The organism is Kribbella sp. CWNU-51 (assembly GCF_054073265.1).
The window spans coordinates 1-16,005 of record NZ_JBSXMZ010000015.1 but is presented as its reverse complement, the minus strand read 5'-3'; the positions used below and the strand labels follow the sequence as shown (position 1 = coordinate 16,005).

The window sequence follows — 16,005 nt, the reverse complement described above, 5'->3', positions numbered from 1 at the left end:
GGTGGCGCGAGAGTTGTGGCAGGTGACCCCCCTGTTGCTTCCGACAGTCCTCCTCGGCCGAACCAAGGTCAATCCCCCGTCAGCGGCGCAGGGCGGCGGCGTGGTCGGGGACCTGGGTCTGCATCTCGCGGGGCGGGCGTTCGTAGCCCTTCTGCGGTGGGCGGGGTGGGAGGTCGATCGGTCGCCGCTGGACCTCGTGGTACTGGAGGGTGGACAGCAGGTGGGCGATCATGTTGATCCGCGCCGAGCGTTTGTCCTCGCTCTCGACGACGTACCAGGGCGCCTCGGGGATGTCGGTGTGGACGAACATCTCGTCCTTGGCGCGCGAGTAGTCCTCCCAGCGGGTGATCGACTCGAGGTCCATCGGGGACAGTTTCCAGCTGCGCATCGGGTCCTCGAGGCGGCGGCGGAAGCGGTTCTCCTGCTCGCTGTCGCTGACCGAGAACCAGTACTTGCGCAGCAGTACGCCGTCCTCGACCAGGAGCCGCTCGAAGATCGGGGACTGATGCAGGAACCGCGCGTACTCCTGGTTGGTGCAGAACCCCATCACCCGCTCGACGCCGGCCCGGTTGTACCAACTGCGGTCGAACAGGACGATCTCGCCGGCGGCCGGCAGGAGCTCGACGTACCGCTGGAAGTACCACTGCGACCGCTGCCGCTCGGTCGGCGCCGGCAGTGCCACGATCCGCGCGACCCGCGGGTTGAGGAACTGTGTCACCCGCTTGATCGTGCTGCCCTTCCCGGCGGCGTCCCGGCCCTCGAAGACCACCACCAGCCGGGCGCCTTCGACGCGCACCCATTCCTGCAGCTTCACCAACTCGGCCTGCAGCCGCAGTAGCTCCCGCTCGTACAGCTTCTTCGGCAACCTCTTCTGCGCACCACTCATCTTCTTCGCACTGCTCATCTCTGAACCATCTCGCATTCACGTCCGGCTTGCACGGCGCTGTAGCACCGAAAAAGTCCATGACTCCACGACACTATGAGCAGGGAGCGGTCTGCGAGGGGAGGTGCGGGGTGGCCGGCTGGTCGTTGTCTGCCCCCGGTATCACCCTTCTGCGCGGCTATCACAGGGGCTGGCTGCGGTCGGACCTGATCGCGGGTATCACGGTGGCGGCGTACTTCGTGCCGCAGGTGATGGCCTACTCCGAGTTGGCCGGACTACCCGCCGTGACTGGGTTGTGGGCGTCGCTGGGGCCGCTCGTTCTCTACTTCCTGCTCGGGTCGTCGCGGTTGCTGTCGCTTGGCCCGGAGTCGACCACGGCACTGCTGACCGCGGCGGCGATCGGTCCGCTGGCTGCTGGTGACCCGGCTCGCTATGCGGTGCTGGCCGCCGTACTGGCGCTCTTGGTCGGCGCGATCTGTGTGGTGGGATGGCTGGCGCGGCTGGGGTTCCTTGCGGATCTGCTGTCCAAGCCGGTACTGATCGGCTATCTGGCCGGTATCGCGGTGATCATGATGACCAGTCAGCTCGGGCGGCTGACCGGCGCCCCGGTGCATGGTGATTCTCCGCGGGCCCTGGTGCGGTCGGCGATCCAGTTGTTCGGCGAATGGCAGTTGGCACCGGTGCTCTTGTCGGTGACCGCTTTGACGCTGTTGCTCGCATCGGCGCGCTGGACGCCGTGGCTCCCCGGGCCGCTGATCGTGGTGGCGCTGGCCGCGGTGGTGACGTGGGCAGCTGGGCTGGCGGACAAGGGAGTGGCAGTCGTGGGGGAGGTGCCGAGTGGCCTCCCGGTGCCCCACCTACCGTCGGTGACGGGTGAAGACATCGGGTTGCTGGCGTTGCCCGCGCTGGGTGTCGCGCTGGTCGGCTACACCGACACCGTGCTGACCGGTCGCGCGTTCGCGACGCGCGGTGGTGAGCCGCTCGATCCGGGTCGCGAGTTGCTCGTCCTCGGGCTGGGCAACCTCTCCGTAAGTCTGGTGCATGGGTACCCGATCAGCAGTAGCGGCAGCCGGACCGCGGTCGCGGAGGCGGCCGGCGCGAAGAGCCAGGTGTACTCGCTGGTGGCCGCCGCGGTCATCGTCGCGACCTTGCTGTTCGCCGGCCCGTTGCTGGCGACCTTCCCGATCCCCGCGCTGGGCGCGCTCGTCGTCTACGCGGCCCTCCGGCTCATCGAGGTGGCCGAGTTCCGCCGCATCGCCGCCTTCCGCCGCAGTGAGCTGTGGTTGGCGGTGGCAACGACGATCGGTGTGATCGCTCTGGACGTCCTGTCCGGGGTACTCGTCGCGGTCGCGCTGTCGGTTCTCGACGTACTGCGTAGAGTCGCGCGGCCGCATGACGGCATCCTGGGGTATGTGCCGGGGATCGCCGGCATGCACGACGTCGACGACTATCCGGACGCGCGCCCGGTCCCCGGCCTGGTCGTCTACCGCTACGACTCACCGCTGTTCTTCGCCAACGCCGAGAACTTCCGCACCCGAGCGATCGCCGCCGTCGACGCCGCCGAGCCCCCGGTCCGCTGGCTGCTCCTCAACACCGAGGCCAACATCGAGATCGACATCACCGCCCTCGACGCCCTGGACTCGCTGCGCGAAGAGCTCGCCGGACGCGGCATCGTCCTCGCCCTGGCGCGCGTCAAACAGGACCTCCGCGACGACCTCGAAGCAGCCGGGTTCCTCGAGCGGCTCGGCCCGCACCGAATCTTCTACACGCTTCCCACCGCGGTCGAAGCGTTCCGCCGGGAAACTGCCACCGACGCCTGAACCACCTGGTCGCATCGCGGACAGGGCCCATCGGACAGGGGACATCGGGAAGAATCGCCGGTGTGACGACCTACCGCGCTGCCGCTGACCGCAGTCTGCGCGACCTCGGCACCGAGTACGTCGACATCTTCTATCACCACCGCGCAGATCCCTCGACTCCGCTGGAGGAGACGGCCGGTGCCTTGGTGAGCGCGGTCCAGCAGGGGAAGGCGCTGTACGTCGGAGTGTCGAACTACCCGACCGAGCAGGCGCATGCGATCGCCGAGCTGTTGCGTGCGGCCGGCGTACCGCTGCTCGCGCATCAACCGAGGTACTCGATCTTCGATCGTGGGCCGGAGAAGTCCGGGTGCTGAAGCTCGCCGCCGCCGACCGGTTCGGACTCATTGCCTACAGCCCCTTGGCTCAGGGGTTGCTGACGGACAAGTACCTCGATGGCCGGATCCCGGCCGGTGCCCGGGCCGCCAACAGCACCTTCCTCTCGCCCGAGCAGATCGACGACGTCTACCGCGAGCGCGCCGCGGCCCTCAACCCGATCGCCCGGGACCGCGGTCAGTCCCTCGCGCAGCTCCAACGCCGAGAACTTCCGCACCCGCCCGGCGCACCTGAAGGAGCCCTCGTGCCCGTATCCCCGGAAGTGTCAGTGGCGGGCTTCGAGGCCGATGGCGTCGCGGAGTTTCTGGGTGGCGTCGGCGAGGTCTGGGTCTGTGCGGGCGTGTGAGGTCATCAAGTCCGCGAGGGCCTCGGCGATCACGTTGAGCTTCTCCTGGGATGCTTCCTCGGCGCGGCGAGCGGCGTTCTCGAGCAGCACCAGCAGGAGCAGGGTGACGACGCTGGCCACCGTGTGAATCGCGACCTGCCAGGATTTCAGATCCACCCAGAGCGGCAGACTTGCCACCCAGAGGACGACGATGCCGACGCAGAGGAAGAAGAACGGCGCCTGGCTGACCCGGAGGTACGCCGCCTGCACGAACCGGTCGAACAGTGACCGCCGATCACCCCGCACGCGGGTCTCCGCCGCCTCACTTCGCTCCATCGTCGGAGCCTAGTGCCCTGCCTGCGATCCGTCAGGTCTTCATGCGCAGGCTGAGCCGGGCGGTCAGTACGACGAACGCGACCAGGGCGACGGTGGTCAGGCCGGCCGGGACGAAGAAGACATGGGGGAGGCCGATGATCGCCACGCCGATGCCGCCGATCGCGCCGCCGATGGCCGAGCCGAGTGGGATGGAGCTGAGGAAGATGCCGGACGCAGTGCCGACGCCTTCGGGGTAGAGCTGTTGTGCGATCGACACTCCGAGCGCACCGACGCACGCCCACAAGCCGGCCGTCAGCGCTTGTCCGAGGAACAGTCCGCCGACCGAGCTGCTGGTCGCGTAGGCGAGGTTCCCGGCCAGGCCCAGCGCGGCTCCCACTGTCATGATCCGCAGTGGTCCGTAACGGTCGGCCAGCCGGGCCACCGCCGGCAGCATCAGCAGCTCCAGCAGCGGCTGAATTCCGATCACCGCACCGCGCACCGCGTCGGAGGCATGCAGCTGTTCGGCCATGTAGATCGGCAGATAGCCGAACTTGATCGTGTCACCGGTCATCGCCAGGACGCAGATCGCGGTGAAGACCAGCAACGGCATCATGTGGTCGAGCCGTCGACGGCCCTCGGGGTGCGGGGAGATCGCCGGATCCTGGTAGCGCTCCACCCGTTGGCCACCGAGCGGGAGCATCTGCGCGAAGACGCAGGCTGCGGTCGCCACCAACAGTGCACGCAGCCCGAAGACACCGCCGAACCAGCTGCCCAGCACCGGTCCGAGGATCCAGCCGACCGTGAAGGCCATCCGGATGGTCGCGATGACCCGGTTCTCGGCCTTCGTCGGGTGTCGGCTCAGCTCATCCCGGCAGGCCGCGAACAGCTGTGCCATCGACCCCCCGGCCAGGCTCAGCGCCACGGTGCTGATGACGAACGGAAGCCACACCGTCTTCGCAGCCGCCATGGCGAGCCAACCGACACCCCCGATCACCGCGCACACCCGGAACCAGAGCAGTCGATCATGGCTCCGGTCCGACAGCCGGCCGACCAGGAAGCCCGCCACCGGGGCCGCCAGGTTGGTGACGTAGTACAACCCGGCCACGGGCAGGGGAGTACCCAGGTCACGCACCAGGAAGAGGGTCAGCTGAGGCGTCGCGGCCGACAACCCGATCCCCGCGATCAACAAGGCCAGGAACGCCGAGCGATAGAACTTCGACCGGACGACAACGCGCAGCGCAGATTCGGACCGGTCGAGCATCAGCCCCCACCTAGTTGTGCAAGAACGTTGCCGAAACCATATCCGGCCTGGCGGTGGGCAGCGTTCACCGCTGTGATTCTGATACGGCGGCGAGGGCAGCGGCTGATCAGCCTGCTGCCATCTGTGCCGTCTGCTGTGCGGCCCAGGTGGTGGCGGCGTCGGCGACCGGGATCGTCGGGTTCACCAACCAGGCGGCCTCGAGCCCGTAGCAGAAGGCGATGATCTCCATCGCCTTGAGCTGCGGATCGAGGTCGTCGCGCATCTCGCCGCGCTCTTGTGCGGACCGCAGGGTCGCGGTCACGCGCTCGATCGTCGTCCGGTAGCCCTCGACCAGGCGCGGATGGAGGTCGGTCTCGGGGCTGACGTTCTCCCCGAGCACGACGGTGTTCATGCCGAGCAGGCTGTAGACCTTGTCGTCGTGCTGGCTCGGCCAGCTCACCATGTGCCGGGCGATGATGTCGACGATCTTGATGCCGGGGTCGGGGCCGTCGCTCCACAGCCACTCCTCGGTGAAGGCGAGGTGGCGGTCCAGGACGGCGTTCAGCAGCGCCTCCTTGCTGCCGAAGTGATAGAGCAGACCGGTTTGTGACACGCCCGCCTCGGCCGCGATGTCGGCCAGGCTCGTGCCGCGCGCCCCGTTGCGGGCGATGAAGCGGACGGCGACGTCGACGATGCGCTCCCGCGTCTCGAGGCCCTTGGCCGAGGTCTTGGGCTTCTGGGTGGCGGGCACGGTCGATCTCCTCGCGGTGGCCGGGACGGATGTCGCCAAGCATAGACAACCGACTGAGTACTCGGTAGCTTTTGCAAACAGACTGAGTACTCAGTCTGGAATGACGAAAGGCGGATTCGATGCGCGACGTTGGCCATGACGAGGACTGGACGCCACGGCCGCACGAGCAGGTCCAGGCGTTCCTGGACAGCTCCGGCCCGTCGCCCGACCCGTGGAGCGCTGAGATCGCGATCGTGCGGGCGGACGCGCGCGAGAAGGTCCTGGCCGTGTCCGGCGAGCCCGCGCCGGTGGCGTCCGTCGAGTCGATCGACGTGGACGGCGTACCGGCTCGGCTCTACCGGCCTGCGGGTGCGGAGCGAGAGGTACTGGTCTGGGCGCACGGCGGCGGTTGGATGCACGGCGACCTCGACACCGCCGACTGTGTCGCCCGCGCGCTGGCGAACCGGGCTGCCTGTGCGGTCTTGTCGATCGGCTACCGGCTCGCGCCCGAGCATCCCTTCCCGGCCGGTTTCGACGACATATGGACCGCCATCGCCTGGGCACGGCGCAACTTCGGCCGCGTGGCAGTCGGTGGCGACAGCTCGGGCGGCAATCTCGCCGCGGCGGCGGCGCTCAAGGCACGCGACGAAGGTGTCGAGTTGACGGCCCAATTGCTCGTCTACCCGGTGCTCGACAGCACCGAGGACACCGACTACAAGGTCGCGTTCCGGCAGCGGTACGCGACCTTCGCGGGCCGGCCGGGCTTCGGCGCCAACAGCTACCGGCGGCTCGAGCACATCTGGGAGACGTATGTCCCCGACCCAGCGGCCCGCAAGGCGCCGTACGCGTCCCCGTTGCACGCTCAGTCGGTGTACGGCGTCGCGCCGGCGACGATCATCACCGCCGAACACGACTTCCTCCGCGGCGAGGCCGAGGAGTATGCCCAGCGCTTGAGGACAGCCGGCGTACCGGTCGAGGTGGCCGAGTACGCGGGCCAGATCCATGGCTTCTTCGAGATGTTCAGCGTCATGACCGACGCGCAGCGCGCCGTCAACGTGGCCGGCGACGCCGTACGTCGTGCTTTCCCATCCATCCAGCCTTCGAAGGAGTTCTCGTGCGATCGCTGACCCAGTACCGCGGAATCGTCCGGGTGGTCGCCGTAGCCGCGACCGCCAGCTTGCTCCTCGCCGCCTGCGCGCCCGGTGGGAGTTCCGAAGCCGGCCCGGCGTCGTCCGGGCCGGTGTCCACCGGCGTCGGCACCGAGCCCGTCACGCTGAAGCTGCTCGTCAACAGCGGCGTCGACGTGCCGTTCTACACCGCCCTCGGCGAGCTGTTCCACGCCAAGTACCCCACTGTCACGGTCAAGGTGGACAACCAGGACTACGCCACCCTGACCACGAACATCGCGCATATCCTTGCCGGGAGCAACGTTCCGGACCTCGTCCGCGTCTCGCAGCTCGGCAACCTGATCGGGGACCATCTGCTGACCAGTCTCGATCCGTATGCCAAGGCGTACGGATGGGACAAATGGCCGCAGTCGCAGTTCGACTCCACCCGGGTCGGGCCGGACGGCAAGCAGCGGGGGACAGGTTCGCTCTACGCTGCCGGCGCCGGCTTCGGCCTGACCGGGGTGTACTACAACAAGAAGCTCGCGCAGCAGATCGGCATGACCCAGCCCCCGGCGACCGTGGCCGAGTTCGAGCAGCTGCTCGCCAAGGCGAAGGGTGCCGGGCTGCAGCCGATCATGATCAACGGCAAGGACGGCGGCAGCGTCTACCCACTGCAGAACCTGGTGATGTCGTCGGCGGAGGCTGCGCAAGCCGTCCAGGACTGGAACTACGCCAAGCCCGGAGCGAGTATCGACAAGCCGGAGACGGTGAAGGCTGCCACCACGCTGCAGCGTTGGGGACAAGCGGGATACCTGCCGGCCGATGTGAACGACATCGACCAGACCCGCGCGCCGGTCGAGTTCCTCAAGGGCAACGGCGTGTTCTTCCCGAGCGGCAACTGGCAGGCGCCAGGTCTGGACAAGGGCGGGGCGGGTCAGTTCGGGTTCTTCCTGTTCCCGTCGGGTGAGGTCGGTGGACCGTCGTACGCGATGACCGCCGCCGCCAACCTGGGGATCCCGGCTAAGTCGGCCCATGCCGACGTCGCGGCCGCATTCCTGGACTTCGTACAGACGAACGACAAGGCCCGGCAGGACACAGTGAACCTCGGCGGCCTGGTGCCGGCAGGCCCATCGGATGCCTCGGCGCCGACCGCGCCGGAGGGATCGGCGGTTGCCGCCACCGTCAGCGCGTTCCAGGAATTGCTGAAGAGCAACGGGCTCGTCGGCTTCATGGCTGACGCGACGGCCTCGATCCACGTCAACAGCCTGATCCCGCAAACACAGCTGCTGCTGGCGGGCAAGACGACTCCCGAGGCGTACGCGGCCAAGGTGCAGGCCGACTACGAGCGCGACCTCGGGCAGTGACGGTGGCGAACCGACCCCGGAACGTACGGCGGCCCAGGCAGTGGAGCGCGCTGCTCTGGGTCGCGCCGGCGTTCGCGATGTACGCCGTGTTCGTGCTGTACCCGATGCTTCAGTCCGTTCAGTACTCGTTCTACGACTGGGACGGCATCGGCCCGTCGAGGCCGGCCGGGCTGGACAACTGGAAGGCGATCTTCACCCGGCCGGAGTTGCTGCACTCCGTGGAGCACGCATTCATCCTGATCGTCTTCTACACGGTCCTGCCGGTCGGGCTCGGGCTGATCGCGGCCTCACTCATCCGCGAACTCCGGCCAAGCGCGTTCAACACGACCGCCCGGGTGGTGCTGTTCATTCCGCAAGTGCTGCCGCTGGTCGCGGCCGGCATCGCCTGGACCTGGATGTATTCGTCGAACGGTCTGGTCAACCAGGTCCTGCGCGCGGTCGGCCTCGAACGCCACACCCGTGCCTGGCTCGGTGACTTCACGTTCGCCCTGCCTGCGGTCGGCGTGATCGGGGTCTGGGTCATGCTCGGCTTCTGCACGGTGCTGCTGCTGTCCGGCATCGGCAAGATCGATCCCGCGCTGTACGAGGCGGCCCGGCTGGACGGCGCCGGGCGGATCAGCGAGTTCGTCGCCGTGACACTGCCCGGGCTGCGGCGGGAACTCGTCGTCTGTACGACGTTCACGATGATCGCGGCGCTGGCCAGCTTCGACATCATCCAGATCTCGACCCAGGGCGGCCCCGGCTACCAGACGATGGTGCCCGGCGTGCAGATCTACCGGCTGACCTTCCTGCAGCAGCACGTCGGTCAGGCCTCGGCCCTCGCCGTGTTCCTGGCCGCACTCGTCCTCGTGCTCATCTGGCCGATCCAGCGTCTCGGGAGGGAGAGATGACGGCTCACCGCGTCACGCGCACCGGCATCCTGCTCGCGCTGATGCTGTTCGCGATCGTGCCCCTGCTGAGTATGTTCACCACGGCGCTCGCGGCGCCGGGCAGCTCGCCCCAGGGACTGACCTGGCCGAGCGACCCGCACTGGCACAACTTCGTGGACGCGTGGAACGCGGCGAACTTCCTCGCCCTGTTCCGCTCGAGCACGCTGATCGTGCTCGGCGTCGTCCCGGCCACGGTCGCCATGGCCACCGCCGCGGGCTACGCCCTCGCGCAGCTGAACGTGCCCTTCGGCAAGGCGATCTACGGTCTTCTGATCGTCGGGCTCACGCTGCCGTTCGAGGCGCTGATCACCCCGCTGTACTACGACATCCGGAGCATGGGCCTGCTTGGTACGAGGCTGGCGATCGTGCTGCCGCTGATCGGACTGCTGATGCCCTTCGGCGTCTTCTGGATGCGCGCGCACTTCCTCGGCGCCGAGCCGGCGCTCACCGAAGCCGCGAAGGTCGACGGCGCCACCACCTGGCAGACGTTCCGCCGTGTTCATCTCCCGCTGGCCACGTCCGCCTGGTCCGCGTTGGCTGTGCTCTTCTTCCTGGCCAGCTGGAACCAGTACCTGCTGCCGCTCGTCCTCGTCGACGACCCGACGAAGCGGACCGTGGCCGGCGGGCTGGGCGCCTTCCAGGGCCAGTACGGCACCGACATCGTGCTGCTGTGCGCCGGATCGCTGCTCATCATCCTGCCCTCGTTGGTGATCTTCCTGATCTTCCAGCGCAACTTCGTCAAAGCCCTGATGCAAGGAGCCGTGAAGTGACGTACGTCGCCGCCGCAGCGTCGTCGTCGCACCGGCGACCTCGCTGCTCGAGAAGATCGAGGTCCGTGCGCCCCGCCCAGGCGAACTCCTGATCCAGGTCGTCGCGAACGGCCTGTGTGCCAGTGAGCTACCGGCCTGGTCGCACGGTCCGACCGACGGTGCTCCGATGACTCTCGGGCACGAACCGGTCGGCCGGGTCGTCGAGGTCGGCGGCGGTGTCGAGACGATCGCGATCGGCGACGTCGTCACCGGCCGGCTGACGGATTCGTTCGCCGAGCTGATCGTCGTACCGGCCGAGGACGCTGTCGTCGTCCCGGCCGGACTCAGCGTCGAGGCGGGCATCGGTGAGCCGCTCGGTTGCGTCGTCGAGGCGTTGCGGCGCGCCCGGCTGGACACCGGCGATCGCGTTGCCGTGGTCGGGGCCGGCTTCATGGGCCTGTGCCTGATCCAGTTGCTCGCCACCAGCGCAATTGGCGAGCTCGTCGCGATCGACGTACGAGAGGACGCGAAGCGGGCCGCAGTGGGGTACGGCGCCTCAGCCGCGCTCGACCCTGATGATGTGGCCCAGTTGGCCGACGCGTTCGACGTGGTGTTCGAGGTGAGCGGGACGCAGGGCGGCCTCGACCTGGCCACCAGGCTCACGCGATCGGGCGGCACGCTCGACATCGTCGGCTACCACCAGGGCGTGCGTACGGTCGACATGCAGGCCTGGAACTGGAAGGCCCTCGACGTTGTCAACGGCCACGTTCGGGACCAGCGGCGGCTCACCGACAGCATCCGCCGTGGCCTCGATGTCGCCGCCGGCGGCCGCATCGACTACGCGTCGCTGTTCACGCACCGCTATGCACTGAGCGACCTCGACCGGGCGTACGCCGACCTCCGCGCCAAGCCGGACGGCTTCGTGAAGGCGCTGATCGTCCTGACCGAGGAGTGAAGACAGGCACTGGCAATGCCTGTTCCGTGGCGCCGGACGCCTCTACGGTCGATGACGTGGACAACCGCAAGGACGTACAGGACTTCCTCGTCAGCCGTCGCGCCCGGATCACGCCGGAGCAGGCGGGCCTGCCGACGTACGACGACAAGCGGCGCGTGCCCGGGCTGCGCCGCGAGGAGGTCGCCTCCCTCGCAGGCGTCAGCTTCGACTACTACGCCCGGCTCGAACGCGGCAACCTCGCTGGGGTGTCCGAGCCGGTGCTCGAGGCGCTCGCCGCTGCGCTCCGGCTGGACGACGCCGAGCGCCAGCACCTGTTCGACCTGGCCCACGCGGCGTCGACGCCGGTCCGGGCCGCCAGGTCGAAAAAGGCACCGGCCAGAGTGCGGCCCAGCATCCTCGCGATCATTACGGGCATGACCGGTACGCCGGCGTACGTCCGGAACGCCCGCATGGACATCGTCGCCGCGAACGACCTCTGCGTGGCACTGTACGACGGCGTTCTCGACACGCTGCCCGTGAACGTGGCGCGGTTCGTGTTCCTCGATCCGCGGTCGGCGGGGTTCTTCGCCGACTGGAACACCGTCGCCGACGATCTGGTCGCGGCTCTGCGTCGCGAAGCGGGGCGCAACCCCGAGGACAAGGCTTTGAGCGACCTGATCGGCGAGTTGACCACTCGCAGCGATCCGTTCGCCAGCCGGTGGGCCCGGCACAACGTCCGTATTCACAGCACCGCCCGCAAGCGCCTGCGTAACCCCGTCGTCGGCGAGATCGAGCTGACCGGTGACGCGCTCGAGCTCACCGGCGACGACCTGATCGTCGTCGCGTACTCGGCCGAGGCGGGCAGCCACGCCGAGGACCAGCTCAAGCTCCTGGCCACTTGGTCCGCCACCGAGCGGCAGCAGACGGATCGGGCTCCACAGTCCTGAACCAGGTACTGCCAATGCGTGGTTCGGCAGTCACTCCCGCGCCGGAGTGAGCCTGACTAGCGTGGCCGGCATGAACGTTCCTCTGCTCAAGCTCAACAACGGCGTGGAGATGCCGGCCATCGGCTTCGGTGTCTTCCAGACGCCGCCGGACGAGACCATCGCCGCCGTCGAGACAGCGCTGGCCGCCGGCTACCGGCACGTCGACACGGCCGCGGCGTACCTCAACGAGCGCGAGGTCGGCGAGGCGATCCGTCGCTCCGGCCTCGACCGCTCCGAGGTCTTCGTCGAGACGAAGGTCTGGATCACCGACTACGGCTACGACGAGACGTTGCACGCCTTCGACAAGAGTGCCGGCAAGCTCGGGATCGAGCAGATCGACCTGCTGATCCTGCACCAGGCGTTTCCTGGTGAGTTCGAGTTGACGATCGGCGCCTACAAGGCGCTGGAGACGCTGCTGGCCGACGGCAAGGTCCGCGCGATCGGGGTCAGCAACTTCATGGCCGACCACCTGGCCCGGTTGTTCGAGGCAACCTCCGTGGTGCCGGCCGTCAACCAGCTCGAGGTGCACCCGTACTTCCGCCAGTCCGAGGTGCTGGCGGTCGACGCCGAGCACGGGATCCTGTCCCAGGCGTGGTCACCCATCGGTGGGATCACGTTCTACCGCGACGGTTCTCACGGCAGCACCCTGGAGGACGCCACGATCAAGGAGATCGCGGCGGCACACGCCAAGACGCCGGCGCAGGTGATGCTGCGCTGGCACCTGCAGCAGGGTCGTCAGGCGATCCCGAAGTCGGTCACCCCCGCGCGGATCGCGGAGAATCTCGACGTCTTCGACTTCGAGCTCACGGCCGAGCAGCTGACCGCGATCGACGCGCTCGACACCGGCGTACGCGGCGGGCCGCAGCCGGAGCAGATCACCCGCGAGAACTTCAGCCGAATCGTGATCCCCGAGGCCTGAGTCAGCTCAGGCCGGCCGCAGCGGCGATCAGCTCGATCTGCTGGAGGTCGGGGTTGGCCGGGAACAGGATCAACTCGTCGCAGCCCGCGGCGGTGAAGCCGGCGACGGTGTCGGCGACCGCCTGCTGGGTGATGAGGGCGCTGGCCACGACCCGGTCGACGTACGCACCGGCGAAGCTGTAGTAGTCGCCGAGATAGCTCCGCGCGTGTTGCTCGGCTTCGTCGCCGAGGCTCACGTATCCGATGGCGACCAGGCGCGGCTCACCTTCACGTCCTGCCTGGCGCCACGCATCTTTGGCCTTGTCAGCTGCCGCGGTGAAGGCGTCCGGCCCGCCGGCGCCGAGGATCCAGCCGGCGCCGTACTCGGTCATCCGGCGGAAGGCGGCGGGAGACCCACCACCGATGAGCAGCGGGGGACCGCCTGGTCGCATCGGGGCCGGCCCGATCGCACCGGCGTACCCCCGCGGCTCACCGGCCCACACCGCCCTCATCTCGGCGAGTTGTGCGTCGAACACCTTTCCGCGCTTCTCGTACGGCGATGCCGTCGCCTCGAAGTCGTCCGGGCGCGATCCGACCGCGATGCCGACCGTCAGCCGGCCCTCGGAGAGGCGATCCACGGTGGCCAACTGCTTGGCCAGCAACGCACCGTTGCCGCGGTACGGGCCGATCATGATGGCTGTCGTCAAGCCGATCCGCCCGGTCACCGCCGCCGCGGCGGCAAGCGTCGAGATCGGCTCCAGATTCCCATACACAACCCGGTCGAGCGTCCCGAGGGTCGAGAACCCGGCCTCCTCGGCCGCCCGCGCCCAATCCAGGACCAGCCGCCCGCGAATACCCGGAATCGTGGACGGCAGACCGATACCAACATCCATCAGAGCTCTCCCTGGTTCACAGTGTTCGAGGCCTTAACCAGACTGCACGATCGTCTTGACTCTGTCTCGGGTCGCGAGGAGGGTCGAAGGCGGGGGTGGGGATTTCCGATGAAGATCCGACGTATTCGCAAGGTCCTGGCCGTCCTCTGTGCCGGCGTGCTCGCTTCGACGACGTTCGTGTCGGCGGCGCAGTCCGACACCGCGACCTCGCTGTACCACATCGACTTCGCGCCTTGTCCGGGATCGGCGGTGGTCCAGTGCGGCACGGTGCGCGTGCCCGCGGATTGGGCAAATCCGAAGGGTCCGAAGATCACTGTGGCTCTGGCTCGCCGTCCCGCGGACGACCCCGCTCACCGGATCGGCACGCTGTTCTACAACCCCGGTGGACCGGGCGACGGCGCCGTCGACAACGTCATCGCCGCCGATACCTTCTTCTCCGCCACGCTGCGAGCGCGCTTCGACATCGTCGGCCTCGATCCGAGGGGCGTCGGTGGAAGCACCCCGATCAGGTGCGGCGTGCCGGCGCTGACCCCCGACTACACGTTCTTCCCGCGTACGCAGCAACAGTTCGACGCGATGGTCGCGCACAATCGCGCGGTCGCGAGGAGTTGCCTGCAGCAGACCGGCCCGCTGTTCCTGCATGCGGACACTGTGAGCGTTGCCCGCGACCACGAGGCCGTGCGCATCGCCCTCGGCGTCTCGAAGGTGAGCTGGCTCGGGCTGTCGTACGGCGTGCAGGTCGGTGCGCAGTATGCCCAGCTCTACCCGAACCGCACGCGGGCGATGGTCCTGGACGCTGTCCTCGACCACAGCCTCCCGGAGGTGCAACTGACCGCTGATGCGATCAAGACCGTGGAGGAGGCATTCGAACGGTTCGCCGACTGGTGTGACACCGCCCCCGACTGCGTCTTGCGGGGACAGGATGTCCGTGCGGTCTATGACAACCTCGTCCAGAGCGCCGACCAGAATCCGATTCCGGTCGAAGGAGCCCTGCGTCCCGTCAGCGGCGACGACATCCGGATGAACACCCCGAACTGGCTCGCCGCGAAGACACCCAACGTCCTTGCGGGCGACCTGTCCTGGCCGGTCTTCTCGGAGGTTCTCCGGCGAGCAGTCGCCGGGGACGCCCAGTTCTTCGCCTTCCCACCGCCTGGCGGTCCGACCGACTTCCTGTTCGCGCGGATCGCGAATCACTGCGGTGACTACGTGGCCGACATCCACACCTTCGCCGAGATGCAGCAACGCATCGAGATGGGTCGGCAGCTCGCGCCGCACCTGCAAGGTGGCTCGGAGTTCTGGCAGGGCGGCCTCTGCATCGGCTACCCGTTCAAGGTCGCCAACCCACAGCGCAGCCTGAACGTGAAAGGCGTGCCCACCCTCATCGTTCACGCAACCCACGACCCGTCCGTCTCCTACCAGTGGGCCTTCGGCCTGGCCGCCCAGATCCATGGCAGCAGCGTCCTCTCCCGCCTCGGCGACGGGCACACCTCCTACTACACCTCAGCTTGCGCCCGCGACGCGACCGACCAGTTCCTCCTCACCAGGCGGTCCGCCGCAGCCCCCGTCTGCACCACGTAGAACCGCGCCTCTACTCGGTCATCACCAGCTTTGAGCGGGCCCAGGCCCGGTGAAGGCCAAGGGCGGCGAAGAGGCCGGTGGTGTACGGCTTGGCGATGGTGTCGCCGAGGATGATGCCGGGGGCGGTGGTGTCGATGCCGGCCGCGGTGAGGACCTTGGCGCCGTCGCCCCAGGCGCCGATGACCTTGCAGTGCCGGAAGAGTTCGCCGAGCAGGACCGTCAGCTTGATGTCGCTCAGTGCAGGGTTGCCTGCGGCAACTACTACGGCGTCGTACTCGATCGAGCGGGTGGTGAGGAAGGTGCGATCGACGGTCTGGGTCGAGCGGCCGCGTTTGATCGTGCCACCGGACGGTGCGAGCAGGCGGAGTACGGCGCCCTGGGCCTCGACGGCTCGGCGGAGTTTGGTGATGCCGGCGAGGTCGGCTCCGTCGGTCGCGACCACGCCGATCACGCGGCCGGCGATCGGTCCGGAGGTGGTGACGATCTGGGACAGCGCGGGGGAGGGGACCGGATCTGTGGCCGGAGTGCCCTTCGGTGCGGGCAGGCCGAGGCCGGCGGCGACCGCCGTACACAGGCCGGCGTCGACGTTCGCGAGTACGCCGAGCATCCGCTCGCGGATCGATTGCTCGTAGCACTTGCTCAGCTCGAAGGTGAAGGCCTCGATGATGTGCGCGCGTTCGATCGCGGTCATGCTCGCCCAGAACAGCGTGGCCTGGGAGAAGTGGTCGGAGAACGACGCGGGATTCGCCCGCACCTTGGGCCCGCTGACCTCACGCGGAACGTGGACGAAGGCGCCCTCATCCACCTCGGCCGCGACCGGCTCACCCTCCTGCCCGAGGCTGTTGGGCAGGTACGGCGCAACGCCGCGATGGACCGCGGTC

At 68.3% G+C, this 16,005-nt stretch carries 17 protein-coding genes; 11 read left to right on the top strand and 6 right to left on the bottom strand.

The window, feature by feature from the left end:
* Window positions 1–79: 79 nt before the first annotated feature.
* The gene (ppk2, locus tag ACXC9Q_RS19380) at window positions 80–904 is read right to left on the bottom strand and encodes a polyphosphate kinase 2 (RefSeq protein WP_457057988.1); all 825 of its coding nucleotides are present in this window, start codon (window positions 902–904) and stop codon (window positions 80–82) included.
* Window positions 905–1,014: 110 nt separating this feature from the next.
* On the opposite strand from ppk2, the gene ACXC9Q_RS19375 reads away from it, so the two are divergent.
* The 3 genes from ACXC9Q_RS19375 to ACXC9Q_RS19365 all read left to right on the top strand — a co-directional run bounded on the left by ACXC9Q_RS19375 (window position 1,015) and on the right by ACXC9Q_RS19365 (window position 3,421).
* Window positions 1,015–2,703: a SulP family inorganic anion transporter gene (locus ACXC9Q_RS19375; RefSeq protein WP_457057987.1), complete on the top strand. Its 1,689-nt coding sequence runs from the start codon at window positions 1,015–1,017 to the stop codon at window positions 2,701–2,703.
* A 62-nt stretch (window positions 2,704–2,765) separates the two neighbouring features.
* Entirely contained in the window at window positions 2,766–3,056 is a 291-nt protein-coding gene (locus ACXC9Q_RS19370; RefSeq protein WP_457057986.1) for an aldo/keto reductase, read from the top strand.
* Window positions 3,050–3,421: an aldo/keto reductase gene (locus tag ACXC9Q_RS19365; protein ID WP_457057985.1), complete on the top strand. Its 372-nt coding sequence runs from the start codon at window positions 3,050–3,052 to the stop codon at window positions 3,419–3,421. The genes ACXC9Q_RS19370 and ACXC9Q_RS19365 overlap by 7 nt, the downstream gene beginning before the upstream one ends.
* Here the strand turns inward: ACXC9Q_RS19365 and ACXC9Q_RS19360 are convergent.
* The 3 genes from ACXC9Q_RS19360 to ACXC9Q_RS19350 form a co-directional block, all read right to left on the bottom strand.
* Window positions 3,341–3,736 carry a low affinity iron permease family protein gene (locus ACXC9Q_RS19360; RefSeq protein WP_457057984.1) on the bottom strand — a complete coding sequence of 132 codons (396 nt, stop codon included), beginning with the start codon at window positions 3,734–3,736 and terminating at the stop codon, window positions 3,341–3,343. The genes ACXC9Q_RS19365 and ACXC9Q_RS19360 overlap by 81 nt on opposite strands.
* Window positions 3,737–3,767: 31 nt before the next feature.
* The gene (locus ACXC9Q_RS19355) at window positions 3,768–4,976 is read right to left on the bottom strand and encodes an MFS transporter (RefSeq protein ID WP_457057982.1); all 1,209 of its coding nucleotides are present in this window, start codon (window positions 4,974–4,976) and stop codon (window positions 3,768–3,770) included.
* Window positions 4,977–5,082: 106 nt separating this feature from the next.
* Window positions 5,083–5,706 carry a TetR/AcrR family transcriptional regulator gene (locus tag ACXC9Q_RS19350; protein ID WP_457057981.1) on the bottom strand — a complete coding sequence of 208 codons (624 nt, stop codon included), beginning with the start codon at window positions 5,704–5,706 and terminating at the stop codon, window positions 5,083–5,085.
* 119 nt (window positions 5,707–5,825) lie between these two features.
* Here ACXC9Q_RS19350 and ACXC9Q_RS19345 point away from each other — a divergent pair, with 119 nt between their 5' ends.
* The 7 genes from ACXC9Q_RS19345 to ACXC9Q_RS19315 all read left to right on the top strand — a co-directional run bounded on the left by ACXC9Q_RS19345 (window position 5,826) and on the right by ACXC9Q_RS19315 (window position 12,675).
* Window positions 5,826–6,812: an alpha/beta hydrolase gene (locus tag ACXC9Q_RS19345; protein ID WP_457057980.1), complete on the top strand. Its 987-nt coding sequence runs from the start codon at window positions 5,826–5,828 to the stop codon at window positions 6,810–6,812.
* Window positions 6,800–8,158: an ABC transporter substrate-binding protein gene (locus ACXC9Q_RS19340; RefSeq protein ID WP_457057979.1), complete on the top strand. Its 1,359-nt coding sequence runs from the start codon at window positions 6,800–6,802 to the stop codon at window positions 8,156–8,158. The genes ACXC9Q_RS19345 and ACXC9Q_RS19340 overlap by 13 nt, the downstream gene beginning before the upstream one ends.
* A 2-nt stretch (window positions 8,159–8,160) precedes the next feature.
* Entirely contained in the window at window positions 8,161–9,048 is an 888-nt protein-coding gene (locus tag ACXC9Q_RS19335) for a carbohydrate ABC transporter permease (protein WP_457057978.1), read from the top strand.
* The gene (locus ACXC9Q_RS19330; RefSeq protein WP_457057977.1) at window positions 9,045–9,857 is read left to right on the top strand and encodes a carbohydrate ABC transporter permease; all 813 of its coding nucleotides are present in this window, start codon (window positions 9,045–9,047) and stop codon (window positions 9,855–9,857) included. Before ACXC9Q_RS19335 ends, ACXC9Q_RS19330 begins: the two co-directional genes overlap by 4 nt.
* A 43-nt stretch (window positions 9,858–9,900) precedes the next feature.
* The gene (locus tag ACXC9Q_RS19325) at window positions 9,901–10,791 is read left to right on the top strand and encodes an alcohol dehydrogenase catalytic domain-containing protein (RefSeq protein WP_457058113.1); all 891 of its coding nucleotides are present in this window, start codon (window positions 9,901–9,903) and stop codon (window positions 10,789–10,791) included.
* A 56-nt stretch (window positions 10,792–10,847) separates the two neighbouring features.
* Complete coding sequence (locus tag ACXC9Q_RS19320) at window positions 10,848–11,717, top strand: MmyB family transcriptional regulator (protein ID WP_457057976.1); 870 nt, start codon at window positions 10,848–10,850, stop codon at window positions 11,715–11,717.
* 70 nt (window positions 11,718–11,787) lie between these two features.
* Window positions 11,788–12,675, top strand: coding sequence for an aldo/keto reductase (locus ACXC9Q_RS19315; protein ID WP_457057975.1), 888 nt, complete (start codon window positions 11,788–11,790; stop codon window positions 12,673–12,675).
* A gap of 1 nt (window position 12,676) precedes the next feature.
* Here ACXC9Q_RS19315 and ACXC9Q_RS19310 read toward each other — a convergent pair whose 3' ends face one another.
* Entirely contained in the window at window positions 12,677–13,546 is an 870-nt protein-coding gene (locus ACXC9Q_RS19310) for an LLM class flavin-dependent oxidoreductase (protein ID WP_457057974.1), read from the bottom strand.
* 108 nt (window positions 13,547–13,654) lie between these two features.
* On the opposite strand from ACXC9Q_RS19310, the gene ACXC9Q_RS19305 reads away from it, so the two are divergent.
* Window positions 13,655–15,124, top strand: coding sequence for an alpha/beta fold hydrolase (locus ACXC9Q_RS19305; RefSeq protein ID WP_457057973.1), 1,470 nt, complete (start codon window positions 13,655–13,657; stop codon window positions 15,122–15,124).
* 10 nt (window positions 15,125–15,134) lie between these two features.
* Here the strand turns inward: ACXC9Q_RS19305 and ACXC9Q_RS19300 are convergent.
* The coding region (locus ACXC9Q_RS19300) for a catalase-related domain-containing protein (RefSeq protein WP_457057972.1) at window positions 15,135–16,005 on the bottom strand (871 nt) is incomplete at its 5' end.

What these genes read in the sequence shown, in the direction of transcription:
- ACXC9Q_RS19355 (WP_457057982.1), bottom strand. Translation starts at nt 4,976, where the DNA reads ATGCTCGACCGGTCCGAATCTGCGCTGCGCGTTGTCGTCCGGTCGAAG.
- ACXC9Q_RS19305 (WP_457057973.1), top strand. Translation starts at nt 13,655, where the DNA reads ATGAAGATCCGACGTATTCGCAAGGTCCTGGCCGTCCTCTGTGCCGGC.
- ACXC9Q_RS19310 (WP_457057974.1), bottom strand. Translation starts at nt 13,546, where the DNA reads ATGGATGTTGGTATCGGTCTGCCGTCCACGATTCCGGGTATTCGCGGG.
- ACXC9Q_RS19330 (WP_457057977.1), top strand. Translation starts at nt 9,045, where the DNA reads ATGACGGCTCACCGCGTCACGCGCACCGGCATCCTGCTCGCGCTGATG.
- ACXC9Q_RS19315 (WP_457057975.1), top strand. Translation starts at nt 11,788, where the DNA reads ATGAACGTTCCTCTGCTCAAGCTCAACAACGGCGTGGAGATGCCGGCC.
- ACXC9Q_RS19345 (WP_457057980.1), top strand. Translation starts at nt 5,826, where the DNA reads ATGCGCGACGTTGGCCATGACGAGGACTGGACGCCACGGCCGCACGAG.
- ppk2 (WP_457057988.1), bottom strand. Translation starts at nt 904, where the DNA reads ATGAGCAGTGCGAAGAAGATGAGTGGTGCGCAGAAGAGGTTGCCGAAG.
- ACXC9Q_RS19360 (WP_457057984.1), bottom strand. Translation starts at nt 3,736, where the DNA reads ATGGAGCGAAGTGAGGCGGCGGAGACCCGCGTGCGGGGTGATCGGCGG.